We start from the raw sequence: 21935 nt of genomic DNA on the forward strand, positions 1-21935 counted from the left end.
GGCTAAACTCACACCCCATAACCCATCATCTTCAGCAGTTTCTGCGCGTGCTGCACGGCAGCCTGACGGTGGGCGACGCCGAGTTTTTGGTACAGATTGCGGATATGCGTCTTGATGGTGGTTGCCGCCACTTCCAGTTCGCCCGCAATTTGTTCATTGCTGTAACCGGAGTAAATCAGCCCCAGGACCTGCCATTCACGTTGGGTCAATGGGCTGGTGCGGATCAGTTCTGGCACTTCCGGATGATTTAGCAGACGTTCAACGAAATTCTCATCGAAATGGGCGAATTTATGCCGATGATGTTGATTGATTTCTCGCAGAATACGCTGTGCGCGATGCTGTTCCAGTTCCGGCAGCGTATTGAGTTGAATCAGCTGGCGCAGTTGTTGCGCCATCGCTTCGCCTTCGATGACAAAATGACTGATAAATCCGGTGCGATTCGCCAGTTTTAATGCGTCCAGCAACACGCGCTGGGCGTCACTTTTACGTCCGGCCTGCCAGTACAGTTGATTAAGCAGCAACAGGTTACGGTTGAGATCGCTCATCAACCGCAGACTCCGGGCATTTTCATTGAGTTCTTCGAGAACAATTTCTGCCGGTTCAAACTCGCCCAGCAAGATTTGTGCACGGGCAATGTTGCGCCATTGACCTTGCAGGAAGTGGTTGTTCGCAAACTCTGGTTTAGCCGTATGACGCAACCAGTTGGCAGCGGCGGCTTTATCGCCGGTCATTTGCCAGTAAATCACCCGGACTTTGTTGGCGTTAGAGATCCAGTCGCTGTGATATTTGCCATTCCCCAGCAGGTTTTCCAGACGGTTCAGCTGGCTACGGGCGTTATCTAAATCACCACGGGCCAGCGAGCATTGAATCAACATTGCCAGGCACTGAAGCTGTTGCTGTGGCTGATAAGACGACAAGACTTCAATCCCGCTACGCGCCGACGCTTCGGCTTCATCCAGCCGCGCCCAGGCCCATAACAGCTGCGCACGAATGCGCACCAGAAACTCATGCATTGGCAGCTGTTCCAGATGCTGCTCGTTGATCAGCTGGAATGCTTTTTCCTGCGTTTCCCACGCGGTTTGCAGGAACCCTTGGGCAAACAGAATTTCACTTTGCTGGATTAAACTCCACAAAGCGTAGTGCCAGACATCGTGCTGGCGTGCCATCTGTTCGGTTTGCTGCATTAGCGCCAGTGAGCGGGTCAATTCGCCTTTGCAGTGCAGCACTTCACCCAGCACCGAGGTTGCCACAATGCGGCTATAGAACCAGCCCGGCGGCAGCTCTTCCAGTGCCAGTTTTGCCAGCCGTTCCGCTTCATCCGGATTACCATCGTTAATCGCCACCTGGGCGCGCAGAGCGTTAAATTCTGCGTGCATGGTGTCTTCTCTGATGTCCTTGATTTCATGTTCAGCACGGGCTAGCAGGGTGTTAACTTCGCCGTAGCGATGTTGGCTTTGCATCAGCCACGCCTGCAATAACACCAACTGCGGATTTTCCAGCAAGCTGTCCCACGGCAGGGCCTTAAGCGACTCTTCCAGCAGCGACAGTTCGCTATGGTTGAACAGACTCCAGGCGTGATTAAGCAGAATATCGCGCAGCATCAGCGCATCGCCTGCCGCCAGCGCATGATGAATCGCTTCGCTGGGAAATCCCTGGGCCATCCAGCTTTCTGCGGCGGCACGGTGGATTTCCGGCAGCTCCGCCGCCAGTTCCCACTGGCAGCGCTGGCGCAGGAAGTTGCCAAACAGCGGGTGATAGCAGAACCACTCGCCGGTATCATTCATCCGCTGTAAAAACAGCCCCTGACGCTCAATCTCTTCGAGGCGCATTTGCCCGTTTTCTTCGCCGGTCACACGGGTGATGAGTGCATCGTTCATTGAGCGCAAAATGGCGCTTTTCAACAGAAAATGGCGCGTTGCGAGATCGACGTTATCCAAAACCTCATCGACCAGATAATCCGAAAGATGGCTGGCATTGATTCCCGCCAGGCGGCGTGCCGACTTATGGGCTGAGTGGGTATTCTGCCGGGCGGAGAGGGCGATTAGCTGTAGTGCCGTCGCCCAACCGGAAACGTCATCGCAAATCCGACTGCTTTCTGCGGCTTCAATCGGCGATGACAGACGGCAATCAAAAAACTGCTTCGCTTCCTGATGGGTAAATGCCAGTTGCTGACTGCCAATTTCCAGCAGTTGATCACGAACACGCAGATTGGCAATGCCCAGTTGCGGAAGGTTGCGTGACAACACCACCAGGGTGAGATTTTCTGGTTGATGGCGAATAAAGAAGCGCATTGACTCGTGGATCACTGGATTAGTGATCAGATGATAGTCATCGATGACCAGATAAAGTGGGCTATGCCATTCCGCCAGCTCAATGAAAAGCTGGGCGAAGAGTGACGTCAGGCTGGCATATTGCCGTTTTTGCGCCATCGTCTCACATATCGCACAGTGACCGTTGGTTGCCTGCTGCACGGCGGCAATGAGATAGCTGGCGAAACGCTCTTGCTGGTTATCACCTTCATCCAGCGAGTACCAGCCGATATCGTTTTTGCCTGCCGCCCACTGGGAAATGAGGGTGGTCTTTCCGTAGCCCGCAGGACTCGTGATCAGCGCCAGCCGGAAGTTGTTCGCGCCGGAAAGTTTAGCCAGCAGGCGCTCACGAACCACGGTATGGTCGAGTCGAACCGGACGACTTAGTTTTGACGGAATCAGCATAGTTAATCACTTCACTGTGGAAAATGAGGAAATATTATTTTTTTTGCGCTTCGTAATTAATGGTTATAAGGTCGGCCAGAAACCTTTCTAATGCAAGCGATGACGTTTTTTTATGTGTCTGAATTTGCACTGTGTCACAATTCCAAATCTTTATTAACAACTCACCTAAAACGACGCTGATCCAGCGTGAATACTGGTTTCCCTTATGTTCATCAGATTCATTTAAGCAAGGGTTTCTTCTTCATTCCTGATGAAAGTGCCATCTAAAAAGATGATCTTAATAAATCTATTAAGAATGAGATGGAGCACACTGGATATTTTACTTATGAAACTGTTTCACTCCTTTACTTAATTTATAGAGTTACCTTCCGCTTTTTGAAAATACGCAACGGCCATTTTTTGCACTTAGATACAGATTTTCTGCGCTGTATTGCATTGATTTGCTGCTAATCCTGTGGTTTGCACTAGCTTTAAGTGGTTGAGATCACATTTCCTTGCTCATCCCCGCAACTCCTCCCTGCCTAATCCCCCGCAGGATGAGGAAGGTCAACATCGAGCCTGGCAAACTAGCGATAACGTTGTGTTGAAAATCTAAGAAAAGTGGAACTCCTATGTCACAACCTATTTTTAACGATAAGCAATTTCAGGAAGCGCTTTCACGTCAGTGGCAGCGTTATGGCTTAAATTCTGCGGCTGAAATGACTCCTCGCCAGTGGTGGCTAGCAGTGAGTGAAGCACTGGCCGAAATGCTGCGTGCTCAGCCATTCGCCAAGCCGGTGGCGAATCAGCGACATGTTAACTACATCTCAATGGAGTTTTTGATTGGTCGCCTGACGGGCAACAACCTGTTGAATCTCGGCTGGTATCAGGATGTACAGGATTCGTTGAAGGCTTATGACATCAATCTGACGGACCTGCTGGAAGAAGAGATCGACCCGGCGCTGGGTAACGGTGGTCTGGGACGTCTGGCGGCGTGCTTCCTCGACTCAATGGCAACTGTCGGTCAGTCTGCGACGGGTTACGGTCTGAACTATCAATATGGTTTGTTCCGCCAGTCTTTTGTCGATGGCAAACAGGTTGAAGCGCCGGATGACTGGCACCGCAGTAACTACCCGTGGTTCCGCCACAACGAAGCACTGGATGTGCAGGTAGGGATTGGCGGTAAAGTGACGAAAGACGGACGCTGGGAGCCGGAGTTTACCATTACCGGTCAAGCGTGGGATCTCCCCGTTGTCGGCTATCGTAATGGCGTGGCGCAGCCGCTGCGTCTGTGGCAGGCGACGCACGCGCATCCGTTTGATCTGACTAAATTTAACGACGGTGATTTTCTGCGTGCCGAACAGCAGGGCATCAATGCGGAAAAACTGACCAAAGTTCTCTATCCAAACGACAACCATACTGCCGGTAAAAAGCTGCGCTTGATGCAGCAGTACTTCCAGTGTGCCTGTTCGGTAGCGGATATTTTGCGTCGCCATCATCTGGCGGGGCGTAAACTGCACGAACTGGCGGATTACGAAGTTATTCAGCTGAACGATACCCACCCAACTATCGCGATTCCAGAACTGCTGCGCGTGCTGATCGATGAGCACCAGATGAGCTGGGATGACGCCTGGGCCATTACCAGCAAAACTTTCGCTTACACCAACCATACCCTGATGCCAGAAGCGCTGGAACGCTGGGATGTGAAACTGGTGAAAGGCTTACTGCCGCGCCATATGCAGATTATTAACGAAATTAATACTCGCTTTAAAACGCTGGTGGAGAAAACCTGGCCGGGCGATGAAAAAGTGTGGGCCAAACTGGCGGTGGTGCACGATAAACAAGTGCATATGGCGAACCTGTGTGTGGTTGGCGGTTTCGCGGTGAACGGTGTTGCGGCGCTGCACTCGGATCTGGTGGTGAAAGATCTGTTCCCGGAATATCACCAGCTATGGCCGAACAAATTCCATAACGTCACCAACGGTATTACCCCACGTCGCTGGATCAAACAGTGCAACCCTGCACTGGCGGCTCTGTTGGATAAATCACTGCAAAAAGAGTGGGCTAACGATCTCGATCAGCTGATCAATCTGGAAAAATTCGCTGATGATGCGAAATTCCGTCAGCAATATCGCGAGATCAAGCAGGCGAATAAAGTCCGTCTGGCGGAGTTTGTGAAAGTTCGTACCGGTATTGAGATCAATCCACAGGCGATTTTCGATATTCAGATCAAACGTCTGCATGAGTACAAACGCCAGCACCTGAATCTGCTGCATATTCTGGCGTTGTACAAAGAAATTCGTGAAAACCCGCAGGCTGATCGCGTACCGCGCGTCTTCCTCTTCGGCGCGAAAGCGGCACCGGGCTACTACCTGGCGAAGAATATTATCTTTGCGATCAACAAAGTGGCTGACGTGATCAACAACGATCCACTGGTTGGCGATAAGTTGAAGGTGGTGTTCCTGCCGGATTATTGCGTTTCGGCGGCGGAAAAACTGATCCCGGCGGCGGATATCTCCGAACAAATTTCGACTGCAGGTAAAGAAGCTTCCGGTACCGGCAATATGAAACTGGCGCTCAATGGTGCGCTTACTGTCGGTACGCTGGATGGTGCGAACGTTGAAATCGCCGAGAAAGTCGGTGAAGAAAATATCTTTATTTTTGGTCATACCGTGGAACAAGTGAAGGCTATTCTGGCCAAAGGCTACGACCCGGTGAAATGGCGGAAGAAAGATAAGGTGCTGGACGCAGTATTGAAAGAGCTGGAAAGCGGTAAATACAGCGACGGCGATAAGCATGCCTTCGACCAGATGCTGCACAGTATCGGCAAACAGGGCGGCGATCCGTATCTGGTGATGGCGGATTTCGCAGCCTATGTTGAGGCACAAAAGCAGGTGGATGTGCTGTACCGCGACCAGGAGGCCTGGACTCGCGCGGCGATCCTCAATACCGCCCGCTGCGGTATGTTTAGCTCGGATCGCTCTATTCGCGATTATCAGGCTCGTATCTGGCAGGCAAAACGCTAAGGAAGCTCGATGGAAAGCAAACGTCTGGATAATGCCGCGCTGGCGGCGGGGATTAGCCCCAATTACATCAATGCCCACGGTAAACCGCAGTCGATTAGCGCCGAAACCAAACGGCGTTTGCTTGACGCGATGCATCAACGTACCGCCACGAAAGTGGCGGTAACGCCAGTCCCGAATGTCATGGTTTATACCAGCGGCAAAAAAATGCCGATGGTGGTGGAGGGCAGCGGCGAATATAGCTGGCTGCTGACCACCGAAGAAGGAACACAGTACAAAGGCCATGTAACGGGGGGCAAAGCGTTCAATCTACCGACGAAGCTGCCGGAAGGTTATCACACGCTGACACTCACCCAGGACGACCAGCGCGCGCATTGCCGGGTGATTGTCGCCCCGAAACGCTGTTACGAACCGCAGGCGTTGCTGAATAAACAAAAGCTGTGGGGTGCCTGCGTTCAGCTTTATACGCTGCGATCGGAAAAAAACTGGGGTATTGGGGATTTTGGCGATCTCAAAGCGATGCTGGTGGATGTGGCAATACGTGGCGGGTCGTTCATCGGCCTGAACCCGATTCATGCGCTCTATCCGGCAAATCCGGAGAGTGCCAGCCCATACAGCCCGTCTTCTCGCCGTTGGCTGAATGTGATTTATATCGACGTTAACGCCGTTGAAGATTTCCATCTTAGCGAAGAGGCTCAGGCCTGGTGGCAGTTGCCGACCACGCAACAGACGCTGCAACAGGCGCGCGATGCCGACTGGGTCGATTACTCCACGGTTACCGCCCTAAAAATGACAGCATTACGAATGGCGTGGAAAGGTTTCGCGCAACGTGATGATGAGCAGATGGCCGCGTTTCGCCAGTTTGTTGCAGAGCAGGGCGACAGCCTGTTCTGGCAGGCAGCCTTTGATGCGCTACATGCCCAGCAAGTGAAAGAGGACGAAATGCGCTGGGGCTGGCCTGCATGGCCAGAGATGTATCAGAACGTGGATTCACCAGAAGTGCGTCAGTTCTGCGAAGAACATCGTAATGACGTCGATTTTTATCTCTGGTTGCAGTGGCTGGCTTACAGCCAGTTTGCCGCCTGCTGGGAGATAAGCCAGGGCTATGAAATGCCGATTGGCTTGTATCGTGATCTGGCGGTTGGCGTAGCGGAAGGTGGGGCGGAAACCTGGTGTGACCGTGAACTATATTGCCTGAAAGCGTCGGTTGGCGCGCCGCCGGATATCCTCGGCCCGTTGGGGCAGAACTGGGGATTACCGCCAATGGACCCGCATATCATCACCGCGCGTGCCTATGAACCGTTTATCGAGCTGTTGCGTGCCAATATGCAAAACTGCGGCGCATTACGAATTGACCATGTGATGTCGATGCTGCGTTTGTGGTGGATACCGTATGGCGAGACGGCAGATCAGGGCGCGTATGTTCACTATCCGGTGGATGATCTGCTCTCGATTCTGGCACTCGAAAGTAAACGTCATCGCTGTATGGTGATTGGTGAAGATCTCGGTACCGTACCGGTAGAGATTGTCGGTAAGCTGCGCAGCAGCGGTGTGTACTCCTACAAAGTGCTCTATTTCGAAAACGACCACGAGAAGACGTTCCGTGCACCGAAAGCGTATCCGGAGCAGTCGATGGCGGTTGCGGCGACACATGACCTGCCTACGCTGCGCGGTTACTGGGAGAGCGGGGATCTAACGTTGGGCAAAACCCTGGGGCTGTATCCGGATGAAGTGGTACTGCGCGGTCTGTATCAGGATCGCGAACTGGCGAAGCAAGGGCTGCTGGATGCACTGCATAAATATGGTTGTCTGCCAAAACGTGCCGGGCATAAGGCATCGTTGATGTCGATGACGCCGACGCTGAACCGTGGTTTGCAGCGCTACATTGCCGACAGTAACAGTGCTCTGTTAGGACTACAGCCGGAAGACTGGCTGGATATGGCCGAACCGGTGAATATTCCTGGCACCAGTTACCAGTATAAAAACTGGCGACGCAAGCTTTCCGCAACGCTTGAGTCGATGTTTGCCGATGATGGCGTGAACAAGTTGCTGAAGGATTTGGACAGACGGCGCAGAGCTGCAGCGAAGAAGAAGTAGAGTGCGGTTGATGCCGGATGCGATGCATCCGGCAGTCAGTGTTATCAAATCACCATATTCAGCAGCAGACAGCCTACCAGACCGCACACCGAGATAATGGTTTCCAGCATCGACCAGGATTTGATGGTCTCGCCGATAGTCAGGTTAAAGTACTCTTTGAACAGCCAGAAGCCCGGATCGTTCACATGAGAGAAAATCACACTACCGGAACCCACCGCAATAACCATCAGCTCCGGGCTAACACCCGTCGTTGCAATCAGCGGTGCCGCGATACCACCCGCAGTGATTGCCGCAACGGTTGCGGAACCCAGCGCGATACGCAGTACGGCAGCAATCGACCAGGCCATCAGCAGCGGAGAAATGTTGGTTTCGTGCATCATGGAAGCAATGTATTTGTCCACGCCGCTGTCTACCAGCACCTGCTTGAACGCACCGCCACCACCGATGATCAACAGCATCATCGCAATGATTTTGATGGAAGAAACCAGCGTGTCGTTAATCTGATCCATTGAACGACCACGGTTTAGACCAAAGGTGAACATCGCAATCAGCACGGCAATCAGCGTTGCCATTACCGGGTCACCGAGGAACTCCGCTACCGGCAGGAAAGCGTGACCTTTCGGCAGGATCATTTCGGCAATCGCACGCATCGCCATCAGTACTACCGGCACCAGAGAGGTCCAGACGCTGACGCCAAAGCTCGGCATCTCTTCTTCGCTGAAGGTTTTCGCGCTGTAGAGACCTTCCGGAATTGGCTTATCGATACCTTTCAACACGCGAGCGTAAACCGGACCGGCGAGAATCACGGTCGGGATTGCCAGAATAGTACCGTACAGCAGGGTTTTACCCATATCGGCATTGAAAATGGTGGCAATCGCAGTCGGACCCGGATGCGGTGGCAGGAAGCCGTGGGTCACAGACAGTGCAGCCGCCATTGGTACACCAACATACAGCAGTGGAATATTCGCAGAAGCCGCGATGGTAAACACCAGCGGCAGCATCAGCACAAAGCCCACTTCATAGAACAGGGCAAAACCAACGGTAAAACCGGTCAGTACCACCGCCCACTGGATGTGTTTTTTACCAAATTTGGCAATCAGCGTGGTGGCGATACGTTGTGCGCCACCGCAGTCTGCCAGCATTTTGCCCAGCATTGCGCCAAAACCCATGATCAGGGCAAGGCTACCGAGCGTCCCGCCGACACCGGCTTTGATGGAGCCAATAACTTTATCCAGCGGCATTCCTTGCATTAATCCAACAGCAAGCGCCACGAGGACGAGAGCGATGAAGCCGTTCATTTTGAAGCGGATCATCAGGAGCAACAACAAGATTACACCGATAGCAACAATGACTAATGGCATGATTTACCTGGCCTTTCATTTGTTATGGGTAACGTCAATTTTCTGACGACAAACTCTAATTATCCCAATCGGGAACAGAGATATTGCGGCACCACGACTGATACCCACTAAAACTAATTATTGTAGTCAGATGTCAGGAGTATGTTTGGTACCCATGTGAATGATACGGGTAACATCTGGCGTTTGAGAATCACCAGAGCGGGGTAAATTTAAATTATGAGAGGTTGGTCATATTATCGCGGGGAAACGAACCGAGGATTTGACAAAGCAATGCTGCGCCAACGTCTGGCACATGTTCAACGTAGGCCCGAAATGACGCTTTAGCGTCGCATCGGGCAATCTACAAAAGAGGGGATAACTTAGTAGTAGGAGTGTTCGCCGCGCTGGTGTTCGGTGAGATCGCGCACACCTTTCAGCTCCGGGAATTCGTTCAGCAGCTGCTTCTCGATCCCTTCTTTCAGCGTCACATCGACCATGGAACAACCGTTACAGCCGCCGCCAAATTGCAGAATGGCGTAACCGTCTTCGGTGATTTCCATCAGCGAAACGCGACCACCGTGACCAGCAAGCTGTGGGTTGATCTGCGACTGCAGCATATACTCCACGCGCTCCATCAGCGGTGCATCGTCTGCCACTTTACGCATTTTGGCGTTCGGGGCTTTCAGCGTTAACTGAGAACCCAACTGGTCGGTAACAAAGTCGATCTCTGCATCTTCCAGGTATGGTGCGCTTAACTCATCAACATACGCGGTCAGCAGGTCAAATTTCAGGGCAGTGTCGGTGGCTTCCACGGCATCCGGCGGACAATAAGAAACACCACATTCAGCGTTAGGCGTGCCAGGGTTAATCACAAATACGCGGATTTGTGTCCCTTCTTCCTGATTTGCCAGCAGTTTGGCAAAGTGCGCTTGTGCAGCATCGGAAATACGGATCATAGTAATGGCCTAATAGTTGACTATTTTAGTTGGTTATAATACGCCCATCATCGAGGCTCTACAAGGTTCGACAAAGGCACCAGACCTGGACAGTCGCCGCACCATTGCGTAAAAGCAACTGCGCAATCTCTGCGACGGTACTTCCGGTGGTAACGACATCATCCACAATCACCATATGGCGACCTTGCACGGGCAATTCAAGACGAAAGGCATTTTTCAGGTTGCGCTTGCGCAGCCGGGCACTGAGAAAATGCTGGGTCGCAGTGGCCCGTGTACGTGTGACGGCTTCGCTATCCCATTGGCAATGCAACCAGCGTGATAACGGCTGACACAGCAAATCGCTCTGATTAAATCCCCGACGCCAGTGACGCCGCTGCCATAACGGAACGCTGATGATGCGATCCGGCAATTGCAACCCGGTGGTGCGACGAGCGTGTAAGACTTCCAATAGTAACAGACGTGACAGGGCGCTGGCGATTTCACTGCGCCGGGAAAATTTAAGCTGGTGGATAAGCGGACTTAACGGCGGCGCATAGTCGGCAACCGTGACCAGTCTTTGCCAGGGCGGCGGTTTTTGCAGGCAGCGACCGCAGGGAAGATGGGAGTGTGTGGCGGGTAATCCACATTGTGGGCATAACGTTTTATCTGTGCGGGTGGCGCGTGAACAGACCGAACAAATCCCCCAATGACCTAACGCCAGTGGCATTCGGCATAGCCAGCATAATCCCGGTACTGTTAGCATATGTTCATCCTTGTAAGTCAAAAGAGAACAATAGCGGATGAATAACATCTGGTGGCAGACCAAAGGTCAGGGGAATGTTCATCTTGTGCTGCTGCACGGATGGGGACTGAATGCCGAAGTGTGGCGTTGCATTGACGAGGAACTTAGCTCGCATTTTACGCTGCACCTTGTTGACCTGCCCGGCTTCGGGCGTAGCCGGGGATTTGGTGCGCTGTCACTTGCTGATATGGCCGAAGCCGTGCTGCAACAGGCACCTGATAAAGCCATTTGGTTAGGCTGGAGTCTGGGCGGGCTGGTGGCAAGCCAAATTGTTTTAACCCATCCCGAGCGTGTTCAGGCGCTGGTCACCGTGGCATCGTCACCTTGTTTTAGTGCTCGTGACGAGTGGCCGGGGATAAAACCGGACGTGCTGGCGGGATTTCAGCAGCAACTCAGTGATGATTTTCAGCGTACAGTGGAGCGGTTCCTGGCGTTACAAACCATGGGGACTGAAACGGCGCGCCAGGATGCGCGGGCGTTGAAGAAAACCGTTCTGGCGTTACCGATGCCGGAGGTTGACGTGCTTAATGGCGGGCTGGAAATCCTGAAAACGGTCGATCTCCGTCAGCCGCTGCAAAACGTGTCCATGCCGTTTTTGCGATTGTATGGCTATCTCGACGGTCTGGTGCCGCGCAAAGTGGTGCCGATGCTGGATAAACTTTGGCCTCACAGCGAATCATATATCTTCGCCAAAGCGGCCCATGCGCCGTTTATTTCGCATCCGGTCGAGTTTTGTCACCTGCTGGTGGCGTTGAAGCAGAGGGTGTAGGCAACTTTTGAAATGGCGAGACAGAAATTTACTGGCTCGCCGCAGCCAACTCTTCTTCTGACACCCCGGTAAAGCGCATGATGTCTGTAAGAGGGACTCCGGATTCAAGCATTATTTTGGCTATATGCAGGGCTTTGGATTGTTCCCCCTCCTGCCGCAATCTTTCCGCAATTGTCATTAAACTCTCCTTGTGTTTCGGTGAACGTTCGGCAACGCCGTCGATAAAATCGTTAAAACGTACCGCGTCGCCGGTTTGCAGTATGTAATTAAACAGCCCTTTGATTTGTCTGTCATTAGCGTATCCACTACTTAATAAGCAGGCCATTTGCTCTACCAGCCCCATCAGATCGCGTTGACGAATATGTTTTTGAATTAACTCCAGCAGCGCCATACGTCGGTGCTGCATGATTTCATCATCAGGCATGACGGTGACATCAATCAGCGGAAATGCGGAGGCATAAAGCTGCCTTGCCAGTTTGGGATCGGCGAAACAATCCAGCCAACACAGCGAATAGGGATAGGGGCTTTCAATACCGTGGTAAAACAACAATGGCACCACCATCGGCAACGTTTTGTATCCAGCATCAAGGTGATTTTGCATTGCGGCAATAGCGTAACGCATCATGCGAAATGCGATCAGTTTGTTTGAGGTGCTTTGATGTTCAATCAGACAATAGATGTATCCTGGTCCTTGTTCCGTTTTCACCGACCACAGCACATCGGAATAGCTTTCACGCAGATCGTCATCAATAAAGCTGCTCGACTCCAGCTTGAGGGTTTTCATATCACAAAGCGCGTGAATGGGTGCCGGTAAATGAAACGCAAGAAAATCACGAGCCGTGTCCGGTTGGCGTAAAAAGAGTTTGAACAGCGCATCGTGTGGGGTGGAACTCTGCTTTTTGCTCATGGCGTTCCTTCACCTGTTGTTTGAATGCCGCGACTCTACGCGCCACTCCACACCTGTGTATTAGCGAGTTTTCATCCCTGCGAGATGCTTTCAAAGGAACTTACGCCGTGCTGCAAGAGTTGCATTTTTATGGAAAGCCGCACGCAAAAAAGCCCGGATGCAGACGCATACCGGGCTTTCCAAAACAGGCGATGGAGTAAGGTTAACGCAGCGCCCACCACTCGCGCAGACAGGCTTTTCCTTCCGGGCAGCTTTTACAACTGCCAGAGAGGCAGCCGTCAGGTTCTTCCTGAATCCGCACGGCTTTGCCCATACTTTCCAGTTGTTGCAGCATGGCGTTAATCATTGGCTGTGGAGTGTTCAATGTCTGGCTTATCTGGGCCGCTTCCATACGGCCCCGTAACGCCAGCAAATCGCGCACCTGAATAAGTGAAGCCATTAATGGCAATCACCGGTGGTGCTGGCTGCGCAGCAACTGCTTACCGACTTGCGGGTTGCCAGCAGTTCGATATCCACCCGGCTACGCGCGCGGCGCAGCAGACCGATAACCACGATGTTAAACAGGATAACCGCCAGAATGCACACCAGGCTGTAAGTTGGGTGCTGACTGTAGCTGGCGACCTGATAGAACAATGTTGCCAGCGAGTAAGCGATATTCAGCCCCCACAGGATGGAGAAGCCCATCCAGCCACGGCTTGATTCACGGGCGATGGCTCCCATCACCGAGATACATGGTACATACAGCAGGACGAAAATCAGGTAGCTGTAAGCTGCTGCTGCGCTACCGAATTTCTGATCCATCACGCCCATCGCCCCGGTACCCATTTCGCCGTCGCCTTTGCTGGCTTCAATGGGGTTCATCAGTACGCTAAGGCTGAAGGTGTCTTTCAGGCTCTGCCAGGTTTCATCTATCGCACTGAACAGCTCTTCACCGAGGTTAAACTCTGCCGGATTGAACTCTTCGTCCTGAATATTTTCTGCGGTGTAGAGGGTGTTGAGCGTACCCACTACCACTTCTTTCGCCATGGCACCTGTAAACAGGCCAACCGTTGCCTGCCAGTTATCTTCATGCACGCCAATTGGCTTGAAGACCGGGGTGATCACCCGGCTGACGGACGCCAGCGCCGAGTCGTTGATGTTATCGACGATTTTCCCGCTCAGCGAGAAGCTGTTGAAAGCGCTCAGGAAAATGCTGACGATGATGATCACTTTACCAGCACGCAGAACGAAGCCTTTCAGACGCTGCCAGGTCTGGATAATCAGGCTTTTAACGTGTGGTACATGATAGACCGGCAACTCCATGACAAACGGCGTCGCTTCACCGCGCATGATGGTGTACTTGAGCATCAGGCCAGTCAGCACCGCCATCACAATACCCAGCATATACAGCGAGAAGACCGCCAGCGCACCGTTCTGCCCGAAGAAGGCAGCCGCGAATACTGCGAAGATAGCCAGACGCGCGCCGCAGGACATAAACGGTGCCATCATGATGGTCATCAGACGTTCACGCGGTGCATCAAGCGTACGTGCACCCATTACCGACGGTACGTTACAACCGAAACCGACGATCAGCGGCACAAAGGATTTCCCCGGCAAGCCCAGCGCCTGCATCAGACGGTCCATCACAAACGCCGCACGCGCCATATACCCGGAGTCCTCAAGGAAGGAGAGGAACAGGTACATCATGCCAATCTGCGGCACCAGTGGCAGCACGGTGTTAATGCCGCCACCCAGGCCCTGGGCGAGGAAGATAGTCAGCCAGTCCGGGAAGTGGAGCGTGTAGCCAATCCATTGAATACCATGCACAAATAGCGCCACGGAGCCGACGTCAAACAGCGGCTGTAACGCCCCGCCGATGTTGATAGCCAGCAGGAACATCAGGTACATCACAAAGAGGAAAATCGGCAGACCGAGGAAACGGTTGAGCACGATTTTATCTACCGCAGTGGTGAAACGGCTGGGTTCTGCCGTCAGGGTGTTGCTTACCACATCACAGATGGCAGCAATGCACTGGTAACGCGCATCGGCAATGTGCAGCGCCGGATCGTCCATCTCATTACGCAGACGGGCGAGGGCGGCATCCAGATGCTGCGACGCTTCACCGGCGTAGGCGCGGCTGTAGATATCGCCTTCCAGCATTTGCAGGCCCAGCCAGCGACGTTGTTTCAGCGGGATGTCGGAAGGCATCACTTTTGCCAGTGAATCTGCTTCGTTGAGTAGCGGCTGTGCGTAATGCACCAGTTCCACATTCTCGTTAGCTTTATAGCGATCAATCGCCAGCTTGAGCGCTTCAATACCGCGACCACGGGTTGAAACCAGCGGGATCACTGGGCAGCCAAGACGCGCCGACAGAGCATCAATTTCAATACGAATATTTTGCTTCTCGGCAATGTCGAGCATGTTCAGTGCCACGATGCAGGGAATGCCGAGTTCCAGCAGTTGTAGCGTCAGGTACAGGTTACGCTCAAGGTTAGACGCATCCACCACGTTAATCAGCAGGTCGGCGTCGCCACTCAAAATGTAGTGACAGGCGATTTGCTCATCGAGCGAGGTCTGCGATGAGATGGTGGTCAGAGAATAGGTGCCGGGCAGGTCCACCAGCGTGACCTGATGATCGGTGGTGGAGAATTGCCCTTCTTTACGTTCGACGGTAACGCCAGCCCAGTTACCTACACGCTGACGTGCGCCAGTGAGCTGGTTAAATAAGGTTGTCTTGCCAGAATTTGGATTACCAATTAAGCCTATGGTTAATTTTTTCATTGTTGTTATCACCGTATTAACAGGAAACCGCTTCCACTTCTAATAAGGCCAGATCTTTTTTGCGTAATACCAGGCTCACACGACGGGTTTCGATATGAATGGGGTCGCCGAGTGGAGCGACGCGCACCACATTAAAAGAGGAGCCAGGTAACATGCCAAGAGAAAGCAGTTTTTGGCGATATGCCGGGCTGATTTCACGGGAAAAGCCAGTGATTTTCCACGCAGTATCTGGAGTGTATTGCATAGGTGCCTACTTGTTTCTCATTAACTGGATAACTACCTCATGGGGCGTTTGACAGCGACATGAGACCAGATGATTTGCCAACAAAGGAGAGATTAAATAATCAACAACACAATGATAATGAGAATGGTTTCTATCAGCAATACTTAAAATGTGTGCGAATGTTGGTTTGAATAATAATCTGACTCAATGTTGATGTGGCTCAAGGTTATATCGCAGCGAAAATATAATTCGAATAGCGAATTACCAGGACTGGCTAATGTTTAATTAAGGTTTCAGTTGTTAATGAAGTGATAAATGTTGCCGGAATATATTGTGAGTTTGGCTGTGGAATAAAAATGCCGGAGATATTCTCCGGCACTTTTATGTCAGACAAGGCGTTCGTTGCCAGATGCGGCGTGGACACCTTATCGCGCAGGTTTAGGGGTCAATCAGGGCGTTTAACGTTTTTTGCCCATTGCTGCCGCCAGCGCGTCCATCATCGCGCTGTTACCGGCAGGCTGCGCTTCACGTCCGCGCGGTTTGGCTGCCGGGCGGTTGTTTTGCGGGCGTTCATTACCGCCGCCGCGACGGGCGTTGGTTTCGCCAGGCTGCTCGTCCAGACGCATGGTCAGGGCGATACGTTTACGCTGAAGATCCACTTCCAGCACTTTCACCTTCACAATGTCGCCCGCTTTCACCACGGTATGCGGATCTTCCACAAACTTGTTCGACAATGAAGAGATGTGAACCAGGCCGTCCTGATGCACGCCAATATCGACAAACGCGCCAAAGTTGGTGACGTTGGTGACAGCGCCTTCGAGGATCATACCCGGTTGCAGGTCGTTCATTGTCTCGACGCCATCGGCAAACTGAGCGGTTTTAAATTCCGGACGCGGATCGCGACCCGGTTTTTCCAGCTCTTTGATGATGTCAGTTACTGTCGGCACACCGAATTTTTCATCAGTAAAGTCAGACGCTTTCAGGTTACGCAGTTCGCTGCTGTTACCCATCAGATCTTTCAGTGCCTGCTGTGTTGCTGCCAGAATGCGTTCCACCACCGGATAGGCTTCCGGGTGAACGGTAGAGGCGTCCAGCGGGTTATCACCGTGGTTAATGCGCAGGAAGCCCGCGCACTGCTCGAAGGCTTTCGGCCCCAGACGGCTGACTTTCAGCAGTTGCTGACGGTTCTTGAACTGGCCGTTCTCATCGCGCCAGGCCACGATGTTTTGCGCCATCATGCGCGTCAGGCCCGCCACGCGGGTTAATAGCGGAACAGAAGCGGTGTTGAGATCGACGCCAACGGCGTTTACGCAGTCTTCTACTACTGCATCCAGTTTGCGGGCCAGTTGCGTCTGGCTGACGTCATGCTGATACTGACCTACGCCGATAGATTTCGGATCGATTTTCACCAGCTCCGCCAGCGGATCCTGCAAACGGCGGGCGATAGATACCGCACCACGCAGCGAAACGTCGAGATCCGGGAACTCCTGCGCTGCCAGCTCGGAAGCTGAGTAAACCGACGCGCCAGCTTCGCTGACGATCACTTTCTGTGCGGTCACTTTCGGGAACTGCTTCTGCACGTCGAGATAGAAACGTTCAGTTTCGCGGGAAGCTGTACCGTTGCCGATCGCCACCAGTTCAACGTTATGTTTTTCACACAAGGCAGCAACGGTCATCGCTGCTTTTGCGGCTTGTCCGGTGTGCGGGTAAATGGTATCGGTCGCCACCAGTTTGCCAGTGGCATCGACCACCGCCACTTTTACCCCGGTACGCAGACCCGGATCGAGGCCCATCGTTGCACGCAGTCCGGCAGGGGCCGCCATCAGCAGATCGTGCAGGTTACGGGCAAAGACGTTGATTGCTTCATCTTCCGCGCGTTCGCGCACGGTACCCATCAGTTCGGTTTCCAGATGCATCAGCACCTTGATGCGCCAGGTCCAGCTCACTACGCCTTTGCGCCAGCTATCCGCCGGGGCATTGTTCAGGCGCAGGCCAAGGTGATCCATGATGATTTGCTCGCAATAGCTCTCTTTGGGCGGCTCATCGAACTGCGGATCGGCATTCAGCGAAAGCTGGAGTACGCCTTCGTTACGCCCACGGAACATCGCCAGCGCGCGGTGAGAAGGCACCGTGGACAACGGTTCGTGATGATCGAAATAGTCGCGGAATTTCGCCCCTTCCTCTTCTTTACCGCTCACCACGGTTGAGACCAGATGCGCGTTCTTCCACAGATAATCACGCACTTTCGCCAGCAGCGCGGCATCTTCGGCAAACCGTTCCATCAGGATATAGCGCGCGCCATCCAGCGCGGCTTTGGTATCTGCCACGCCTTTATCGGCATCAACATATTGTGCAGCGGCGACTTCTGGCGTGTGTGACGGATCGCTCCACAGCAGGTCAGCCAACGGCTCAAGCCCTGCTTCAATGGCGATTTGCCCGCGGGTGCGGCGTTTAGGTTTGTAGGGCAGGTAGAGGTCTTCGAGTTCGGTTTTGCTTAGGGTGGCGTTGATGGCCTTCGCCAGATCATCGGTGAGTTTGCCTTGCTCGGAAATGGATTTGAGGATCGCCTGACGTCTCTCTTCCAGCTCGCGCAGATAGCTCAGACGCGTTTCCAGATTACGCAGCTGCGTGTCATCCAGACCGCCGGTGATTTCCTTACGATAACGTGCGATAAACGGCACGGTATTCCCTTCGTCAAGCAGGCGAACGGCAGCGTCAACCTGTTCCGGGCGCGCCTGAATTTCACCCGCAATAATGCGGCAGAACGAATCATTCATCATGGTTTGAGTTCATCTTTTCGGATCAAAAATCAGGGGATAGTTATACGGACTGGCTGGCAAAAATGCCAGCCATCGGCAGGAGGTTAAGACTCTTCCTTACGGTTTCACGTACTCGATAGCATTAACATACCAGCTCGCTTCCCCGGCAGGGGTATTCACCACCGCCAGATCGCCGACTTCTTTTTTCAGCAATGCGCGGGCCATCGGGGAATCGATAGAGATGTAATCTTTACGGCCAAAAATTTCATCGTAGCCGACAATACGGAAACGGTGAGTCACGCCATCGTCGTTTTCAATCTCCACCCACGCGCCAAAAAAGACTTTGCCTTCCTGCTGAGGGGAGTAATCGACGATTTTGAGATTTTCCAGGCATTTAGTGAGATAGCGCACGCGACGGTCGATTTCACGCAGACGCTTTTTATTATACTGATAGTCAGCATTTTCGCTGCGGTCGCCCAGACTTGCGGCCCAGGTCACCTTTTTTGTGACCTCCGGGCGTTCTTCACGCCAGAGATAATTAAGCTCTTGTTTGAGTTTTTCATACCCTTCCCGGGTAACCAGGGGCGTTTTCATCTCGTTGATTCCCTTTGTCTGTTTGATAATGCGCACATTGGGTATAACGTGATCATATCAACAGAATCAATAATGTTTCGCCGAATAAATTGTATACTTAAGCTGCTGTTTAATATGCTTTGTAACAATTTAGGCTGAAATTCATACCAGATTTAGCTGGTGACGAACGTGAGCTTTTTTAAGAATACACGCTTACAAATTGTTGCGAACCTTTGGGAGTACAAACAATGCAAGAGAACTACAAGATTCTGGTGGTCGATGACGACATGCGCCTGCGTGCGCTGCTGGAACGTTATCTCACCGAACAAGGCTTCCAGGTTCGAAGCGTCGCTAATGCAGAACAGATGGATCGCCTGCTGACTCGTGAATCTTTCCATCTTATGGTACTGGATTTAATGTTACCTGGTGAAGATGGCTTGTCGATTTGCCGACGTCTTCGTAGTCAGAGCAACCCGATGCCGATCATTATGGTGACGGCGAAAGGGGAAGAAGTGGACCGTATCGTAGGCCTGGAGATTGGCGCTGACGACTACATTCCAAAACCGTTTAACCCGCGTGAACTGCTGGCCCGTATTCGTGCGGTGCTGCGTCGTCAGGCGAACGAACTGCCAGGCGCACCGTCACAGGAAGAGGCGGTAATTGCTTTCGGTAAGTTCAAACTTAACCTCGGTACGCGCGAAATGTTCCGCGAAGATGAGCCGATGCCGCTCACCAGCGGTGAGTTTGCGGTACTGAAGGCACTGGTCAGCCATCCGCGTGAGCCGCTCTCCCGCGATAAGCTGATGAACCTTGCCCGTGGTCGTGAATATTCCGCAATGGAACGCTCCATCGACGTGCAGATTTCGCGTCTGCGCCGCATGGTAGAAGAAGATCCAGCGCATCCGCGTTACATTCAGACCGTTTGGGGCCTGGGCTACGTCTTTGTACCGGACGGCTCTAAAGCATGAGGCGATTGCGCTTCTCGCCACGAAGTTCATTTGCCCGTACGTTATTGCTCATCGTCACCTTGCTGTTCGCCAGCCTGGTGACGACTTATCTGGTGGTGCTGAACTTCGCGATTTTGCCGAGCCTCCAGCAGTTTAATAAAGTCCTCGCGTACGAAGTGCGTATGTTGATGACCGACAAACTGCAACTGGAGGACGGCACGCAGTTGGTTGTGCCTCCCGCTTTCCGTCGGGAGATCTACCGTGAGCTGGGGATCTCTCTCTACTCCAACGAGGCTGCCGAAGAGGCAGGTCTGCGTTGGGCGCAACACTATGAATTCTTAAGCCATCAGATGGCACAGCAACTGGGCGGCCCGACGGAAGTGCGCGTTGAGGTCAACAAAAGTTCGCCTGTCGTCTGGCTGAAAACCTGGCTGTCGCCCAATATCTGGGTACGCGTGCCGCTGACCGAAATTCATCAGGGCGATTTCTCTCCGCTGTTCCGCTATACGCTGGCGATTATGCTATTGGCGATAGGCGGGGCGTGGCTGTTTATTCGTATCCAGAACCGACCGTTGGTCGATCTCGAACATGCTGCTTTGCAGGTCGGTAAAGGGATTATTCCGCCGCCGCTGCGTGAGTATGGCGCTTCGGAGGTGCGTTCGGTTACCCGCGCCTTTAACCATATGGCGGCTGGTGTTAAGCAACTGGCGGATGACCGCACGCTGCTGATGGCGGGGGTAAGTCATGACTTACGCACGCCGCTGACGCGTATTCGCCTGGCGACCGAGATGATGAGCGAACAGGATGGCTACCTGGCCGAATCGATCAATAAAGATATCGAAGAGTGCAACGCCATCATTGAGCAGTTTATCGATTACCTGCGCACCGGGCAGGAGATGCCGATGGAAATGGCGGATCTCAACGCAGTACTCGGTGAGGTTATTGCTGCCGAAAGTGGCTATGAGCGGGAAATTGAAACCGCGCTTTACCCCGGCAGCATTGAAGTGAAAATGCACCCGCTGTCGATCAAACGCGCGGTGGCGAATATGGTGGTCAATGCCGCCCGTTACGGCAATGGCTGGATCAAAGTCAGCAGCGGAACGGAGCCGAATCGCGCTTGGTTCCAGGTGGAAGATGACGGTCCGGGAATTGCGCCGGAACAGCGTAAGCACCTTTTCCAGCCATTTGTCCGCGGCGACAGTGCGCGCACCATTAGCGGCACGGGGCTAGGGCTGGCAATTGTGCAGCGCATCGTGGATAACCATAACGGGATGCTGGAGCTTGGCACCAGCGAGCGGGGCGGGCTTTCCATTCGTGCCTGGCTGCCTGTTCCGGTAACGCGGGCGCAGGGCACGATAAAAGAAGGGTAAATAAACGGGAGGCGAAGGTGCCTCCTGTTTTATATTGATTTCAATTGATTGATAATGAAAGGGTTCGCTTGCAAAAGCAGGAGCAATTTTCGAGGTGCTCCGGTAGGTTGACGGCGTTTGGTTTCCCAGCTTTTGACCAGGTCATAACTTACCCCTACGGCGACAGCAAAATCTTGCTGACGTAAACCCGTTGCTTCACGGATCGCTTTTACATCGATTTCGCTAAAAGTATGGACGTGCTCTGGTTCAGGCGTTTCCTCACCCTTTTCGATGCGTACCATTTCTTCTGCGCTGGCAAGAAGATCAGCAAATAATTCATCTTTCATCTGTTTTCAATGCCTCCGTTGGCATTTCGGCCATGGTGGAATTTGTGGAGCTTCAACATTAAAGCAGCTTCTCGGACAATAGTTTCAATGCCTTTCTTTGTTCTTCTGTTAAATCATCCTGTTCATTTTTAGGATAAATCAACGCCAGATAAATTCGGCCATTGCGTGTTACGTTGTAATAAATTATCCGAATGCCACCCCGTTTCCCCATTCCAGAACGGTTCCAGCGAATTTTTCTAAAACTGCCTGTGCCTGCGATAATGTCACCGGCAGTGAGATCTTGAATGAGTAGTTCCTGAAAAGCCCGGAACTCATCATCAGGTAGCAATAACTGGCGGCGTTTGCTAAATCCTTGTAGTTCAATAAAGGTGAACATAATGCATCCTGCGGTCTATTGATAATTATAAGTGT

Annotated in this window: 17 protein-coding genes; 5 read left to right on the forward strand and 12 right to left on the reverse strand. The window is 52.7% G+C overall.

The window, feature by feature from the left end:
* Nucleotides 1-8: 8 nt before the first annotated feature.
* Nucleotides 9-2714 (reverse strand): HTH-type transcriptional regulator MalT, encoded by a 2706-nt coding sequence (gene malT / locus QZF50_RS01200; protein WP_061892550.1) that lies wholly within the window; start codon nucleotides 2712-2714, stop codon nucleotides 9-11.
* A gap of 611 nt (nucleotides 2715-3325) precedes the next feature.
* On the opposite strand from malT, the gene malP reads away from it, so the two are divergent.
* Nucleotides 3326-5719 carry a maltodextrin phosphorylase gene (gene malP / locus QZF50_RS01205; RefSeq protein WP_000081909.1) on the forward strand — a complete coding sequence of 798 codons (2394 nt, stop codon included), beginning with the start codon at nucleotides 3326-3328 and terminating at the stop codon, nucleotides 5717-5719.
* 9 nt (nucleotides 5720-5728) lie between these two features.
* Nucleotides 5729-7813 (forward strand): 4-alpha-glucanotransferase, encoded by a 2085-nt coding sequence (gene malQ, locus QZF50_RS01210; RefSeq protein WP_000444333.1) that lies wholly within the window; start codon nucleotides 5729-5731, stop codon nucleotides 7811-7813.
* Between the two features lie 44 nt (nucleotides 7814-7857).
* On the opposite strand, the gene gntT is transcribed toward malQ, so the two are convergent.
* The 3 genes from gntT to gntX form a co-directional block, all read right to left on the reverse strand.
* Nucleotides 7858-9174 (reverse strand): gluconate transporter, encoded by a 1317-nt coding sequence (gene gntT, locus QZF50_RS01215; RefSeq protein WP_001131758.1) that lies wholly within the window; start codon nucleotides 9172-9174, stop codon nucleotides 7858-7860.
* A gap of 359 nt (nucleotides 9175-9533) precedes the next feature.
* Nucleotides 9534-10109, reverse strand: coding sequence for a Fe-S biogenesis protein NfuA (nfuA, locus tag QZF50_RS01220; protein ID WP_000619389.1), 576 nt, complete (start codon nucleotides 10107-10109; stop codon nucleotides 9534-9536).
* 58 nt (nucleotides 10110-10167) lie between these two features.
* Nucleotides 10168-10851, reverse strand: coding sequence for a DNA utilization protein GntX (gene gntX, locus QZF50_RS01225; protein WP_000958727.1), 684 nt, complete (start codon nucleotides 10849-10851; stop codon nucleotides 10168-10170).
* 37 nt (nucleotides 10852-10888) lie between these two features.
* Between gntX and bioH the strand changes: the two genes are divergently transcribed.
* Entirely contained in the window at nucleotides 10889-11659 is a 771-nt protein-coding gene (gene bioH / locus QZF50_RS01230) for a pimeloyl-ACP methyl ester esterase BioH (protein ID WP_001060076.1), read from the forward strand.
* Nucleotides 11660-11687: 28 nt separating this feature from the next.
* Here bioH and rpnA read toward each other — a convergent pair whose 3' ends face one another.
* The 6 genes from rpnA to greB all read right to left on the reverse strand — a co-directional run bounded on the left by rpnA (nucleotide 11688) and on the right by greB (nucleotide 18902).
* On the reverse strand, nucleotides 11688-12566 hold the full coding sequence (gene rpnA, locus QZF50_RS01235) for a recombination-promoting nuclease RpnA (RefSeq protein ID WP_000039063.1): 879 nt from the start codon (nucleotides 12564-12566) through the stop codon (nucleotides 11688-11690).
* Between the two features lie 202 nt (nucleotides 12567-12768).
* Nucleotides 12769-13005, reverse strand: coding sequence for a [Fe-S]-dependent transcriptional repressor FeoC (feoC, locus tag QZF50_RS01240; protein ID WP_000157586.1), 237 nt, complete (start codon nucleotides 13003-13005; stop codon nucleotides 12769-12771).
* Complete coding sequence (feoB, locus tag QZF50_RS01245) at nucleotides 13005-15326, reverse strand: Fe(2+) transporter permease subunit FeoB (protein ID WP_000737007.1); 2322 nt, start codon at nucleotides 15324-15326, stop codon at nucleotides 13005-13007. Before feoB ends, feoC begins: the two co-directional genes overlap by 1 nt.
* Before the next feature lie 16 nt (nucleotides 15327-15342).
* The gene (gene feoA, locus QZF50_RS01250) at nucleotides 15343-15570 is read right to left on the reverse strand and encodes a ferrous iron transporter A (RefSeq protein WP_001200455.1); all 228 of its coding nucleotides are present in this window, start codon (nucleotides 15568-15570) and stop codon (nucleotides 15343-15345) included.
* Between the two features lie 437 nt (nucleotides 15571-16007).
* On the reverse strand, nucleotides 16008-18329 hold the full coding sequence (locus QZF50_RS01255; protein WP_000980701.1) for a Tex family protein: 2322 nt from the start codon (nucleotides 18327-18329) through the stop codon (nucleotides 16008-16010).
* Nucleotides 18330-18425: 96 nt separating this feature from the next.
* On the reverse strand, nucleotides 18426-18902 hold the full coding sequence (gene greB, locus QZF50_RS01260) for a transcription elongation factor GreB (protein ID WP_000856737.1): 477 nt from the start codon (nucleotides 18900-18902) through the stop codon (nucleotides 18426-18428).
* Between the two features lie 227 nt (nucleotides 18903-19129).
* Here greB and ompR point away from each other — a divergent pair, with 227 nt between their 5' ends.
* Together ompR and envZ are read left to right on the forward strand one after the other, a co-directional pair.
* Nucleotides 19130-19849 carry a two-component system response regulator OmpR gene (gene ompR, locus QZF50_RS01265; RefSeq protein WP_001157751.1) on the forward strand — a complete coding sequence of 240 codons (720 nt, stop codon included), beginning with the start codon at nucleotides 19130-19132 and terminating at the stop codon, nucleotides 19847-19849.
* Nucleotides 19846-21198 (forward strand): two-component system sensor histidine kinase EnvZ, encoded by a 1353-nt coding sequence (envZ, locus tag QZF50_RS01270; RefSeq protein ID WP_001253694.1) that lies wholly within the window; start codon nucleotides 19846-19848, stop codon nucleotides 21196-21198. Before ompR ends, envZ begins: the two co-directional genes overlap by 4 nt.
* Nucleotides 21199-21227: 29 nt before the next feature.
* On the opposite strand, the gene nadS is transcribed toward envZ, so the two are convergent.
* Entirely contained in the window at nucleotides 21228-21524 is a 297-nt protein-coding gene (gene nadS, locus QZF50_RS01275; protein WP_000650975.1) for a NadS family protein, read from the reverse strand.
* Between the two features lie 58 nt (nucleotides 21525-21582).
* A complete protein-coding gene (locus tag QZF50_RS01280; protein ID WP_061892549.1) occupies nucleotides 21583-21900 on the reverse strand; it encodes a type II toxin-antitoxin system RelE/ParE family toxin in 318 nt (105 codons plus the stop codon).
* Nucleotides 21901-21935 lie beyond the last annotated feature (35 nt).

The organism is uncultured Escherichia sp. (assembly GCF_948475835.1).
Classification (GTDB): domain Bacteria; phylum Pseudomonadota; class Gammaproteobacteria; order Enterobacterales; family Enterobacteriaceae; genus ECMA0423.

Coding starts and splice junctions, on each gene's coding strand:
- envZ (WP_001253694.1), top strand. CDS start 19,846: ATGAGGCGATTGCGCTTCTCGCCACGAAGTTCATTTGCCCGTACGTTA.
- gntT (WP_001131758.1), bottom strand. CDS start 9,174: ATGCCATTAGTCATTGTTGCTATCGGTGTAATCTTGTTGTTGCTCCTG.
- rpnA (WP_000039063.1), bottom strand. CDS start 12,566: ATGAGCAAAAAGCAGAGTTCCACCCCACACGATGCGCTGTTCAAACTC.
- ompR (WP_001157751.1), top strand. CDS start 19,130: ATGCAAGAGAACTACAAGATTCTGGTGGTCGATGACGACATGCGCCTG.
- feoC (WP_000157586.1), bottom strand. CDS start 13,005: ATGGCTTCACTTATTCAGGTGCGCGATTTGCTGGCGTTACGGGGCCGT.
- malP (WP_000081909.1), top strand. CDS start 3,326: ATGTCACAACCTATTTTTAACGATAAGCAATTTCAGGAAGCGCTTTCA.
- malT (WP_061892550.1), bottom strand. CDS start 2,714: ATGCTGATTCCGTCAAAACTAAGTCGTCCGGTTCGACTCGACCATACC.
- feoA (WP_001200455.1), bottom strand. CDS start 15,570: ATGCAATACACTCCAGATACTGCGTGGAAAATCACTGGCTTTTCCCGT.
- nfuA (WP_000619389.1), bottom strand. CDS start 10,109: ATGATCCGTATTTCCGATGCTGCACAAGCGCACTTTGCCAAACTGCTG.
- malQ (WP_000444333.1), top strand. CDS start 5,729: ATGGAAAGCAAACGTCTGGATAATGCCGCGCTGGCGGCGGGGATTAGC.
- nadS (WP_000650975.1), bottom strand. CDS start 21,524: ATGAAAGATGAATTATTTGCTGATCTTCTTGCCAGCGCAGAAGAAATG.
- gntX (WP_000958727.1), bottom strand. CDS start 10,851: ATGCTAACAGTACCGGGATTATGCTGGCTATGCCGAATGCCACTGGCG.
- bioH (WP_001060076.1), top strand. CDS start 10,889: ATGAATAACATCTGGTGGCAGACCAAAGGTCAGGGGAATGTTCATCTT.
- QZF50_RS01280 (WP_061892549.1), bottom strand. CDS start 21,900: ATGTTCACCTTTATTGAACTACAAGGATTTAGCAAACGCCGCCAGTTA.
- feoB (WP_000737007.1), bottom strand. CDS start 15,326: ATGAAAAAATTAACCATAGGCTTAATTGGTAATCCAAATTCTGGCAAG.
- QZF50_RS01255 (WP_000980701.1), bottom strand. CDS start 18,329: ATGATGAATGATTCGTTCTGCCGCATTATTGCGGGTGAAATTCAGGCG.
- greB (WP_000856737.1), bottom strand. CDS start 18,902: ATGAAAACGCCCCTGGTTACCCGGGAAGGGTATGAAAAACTCAAACAA.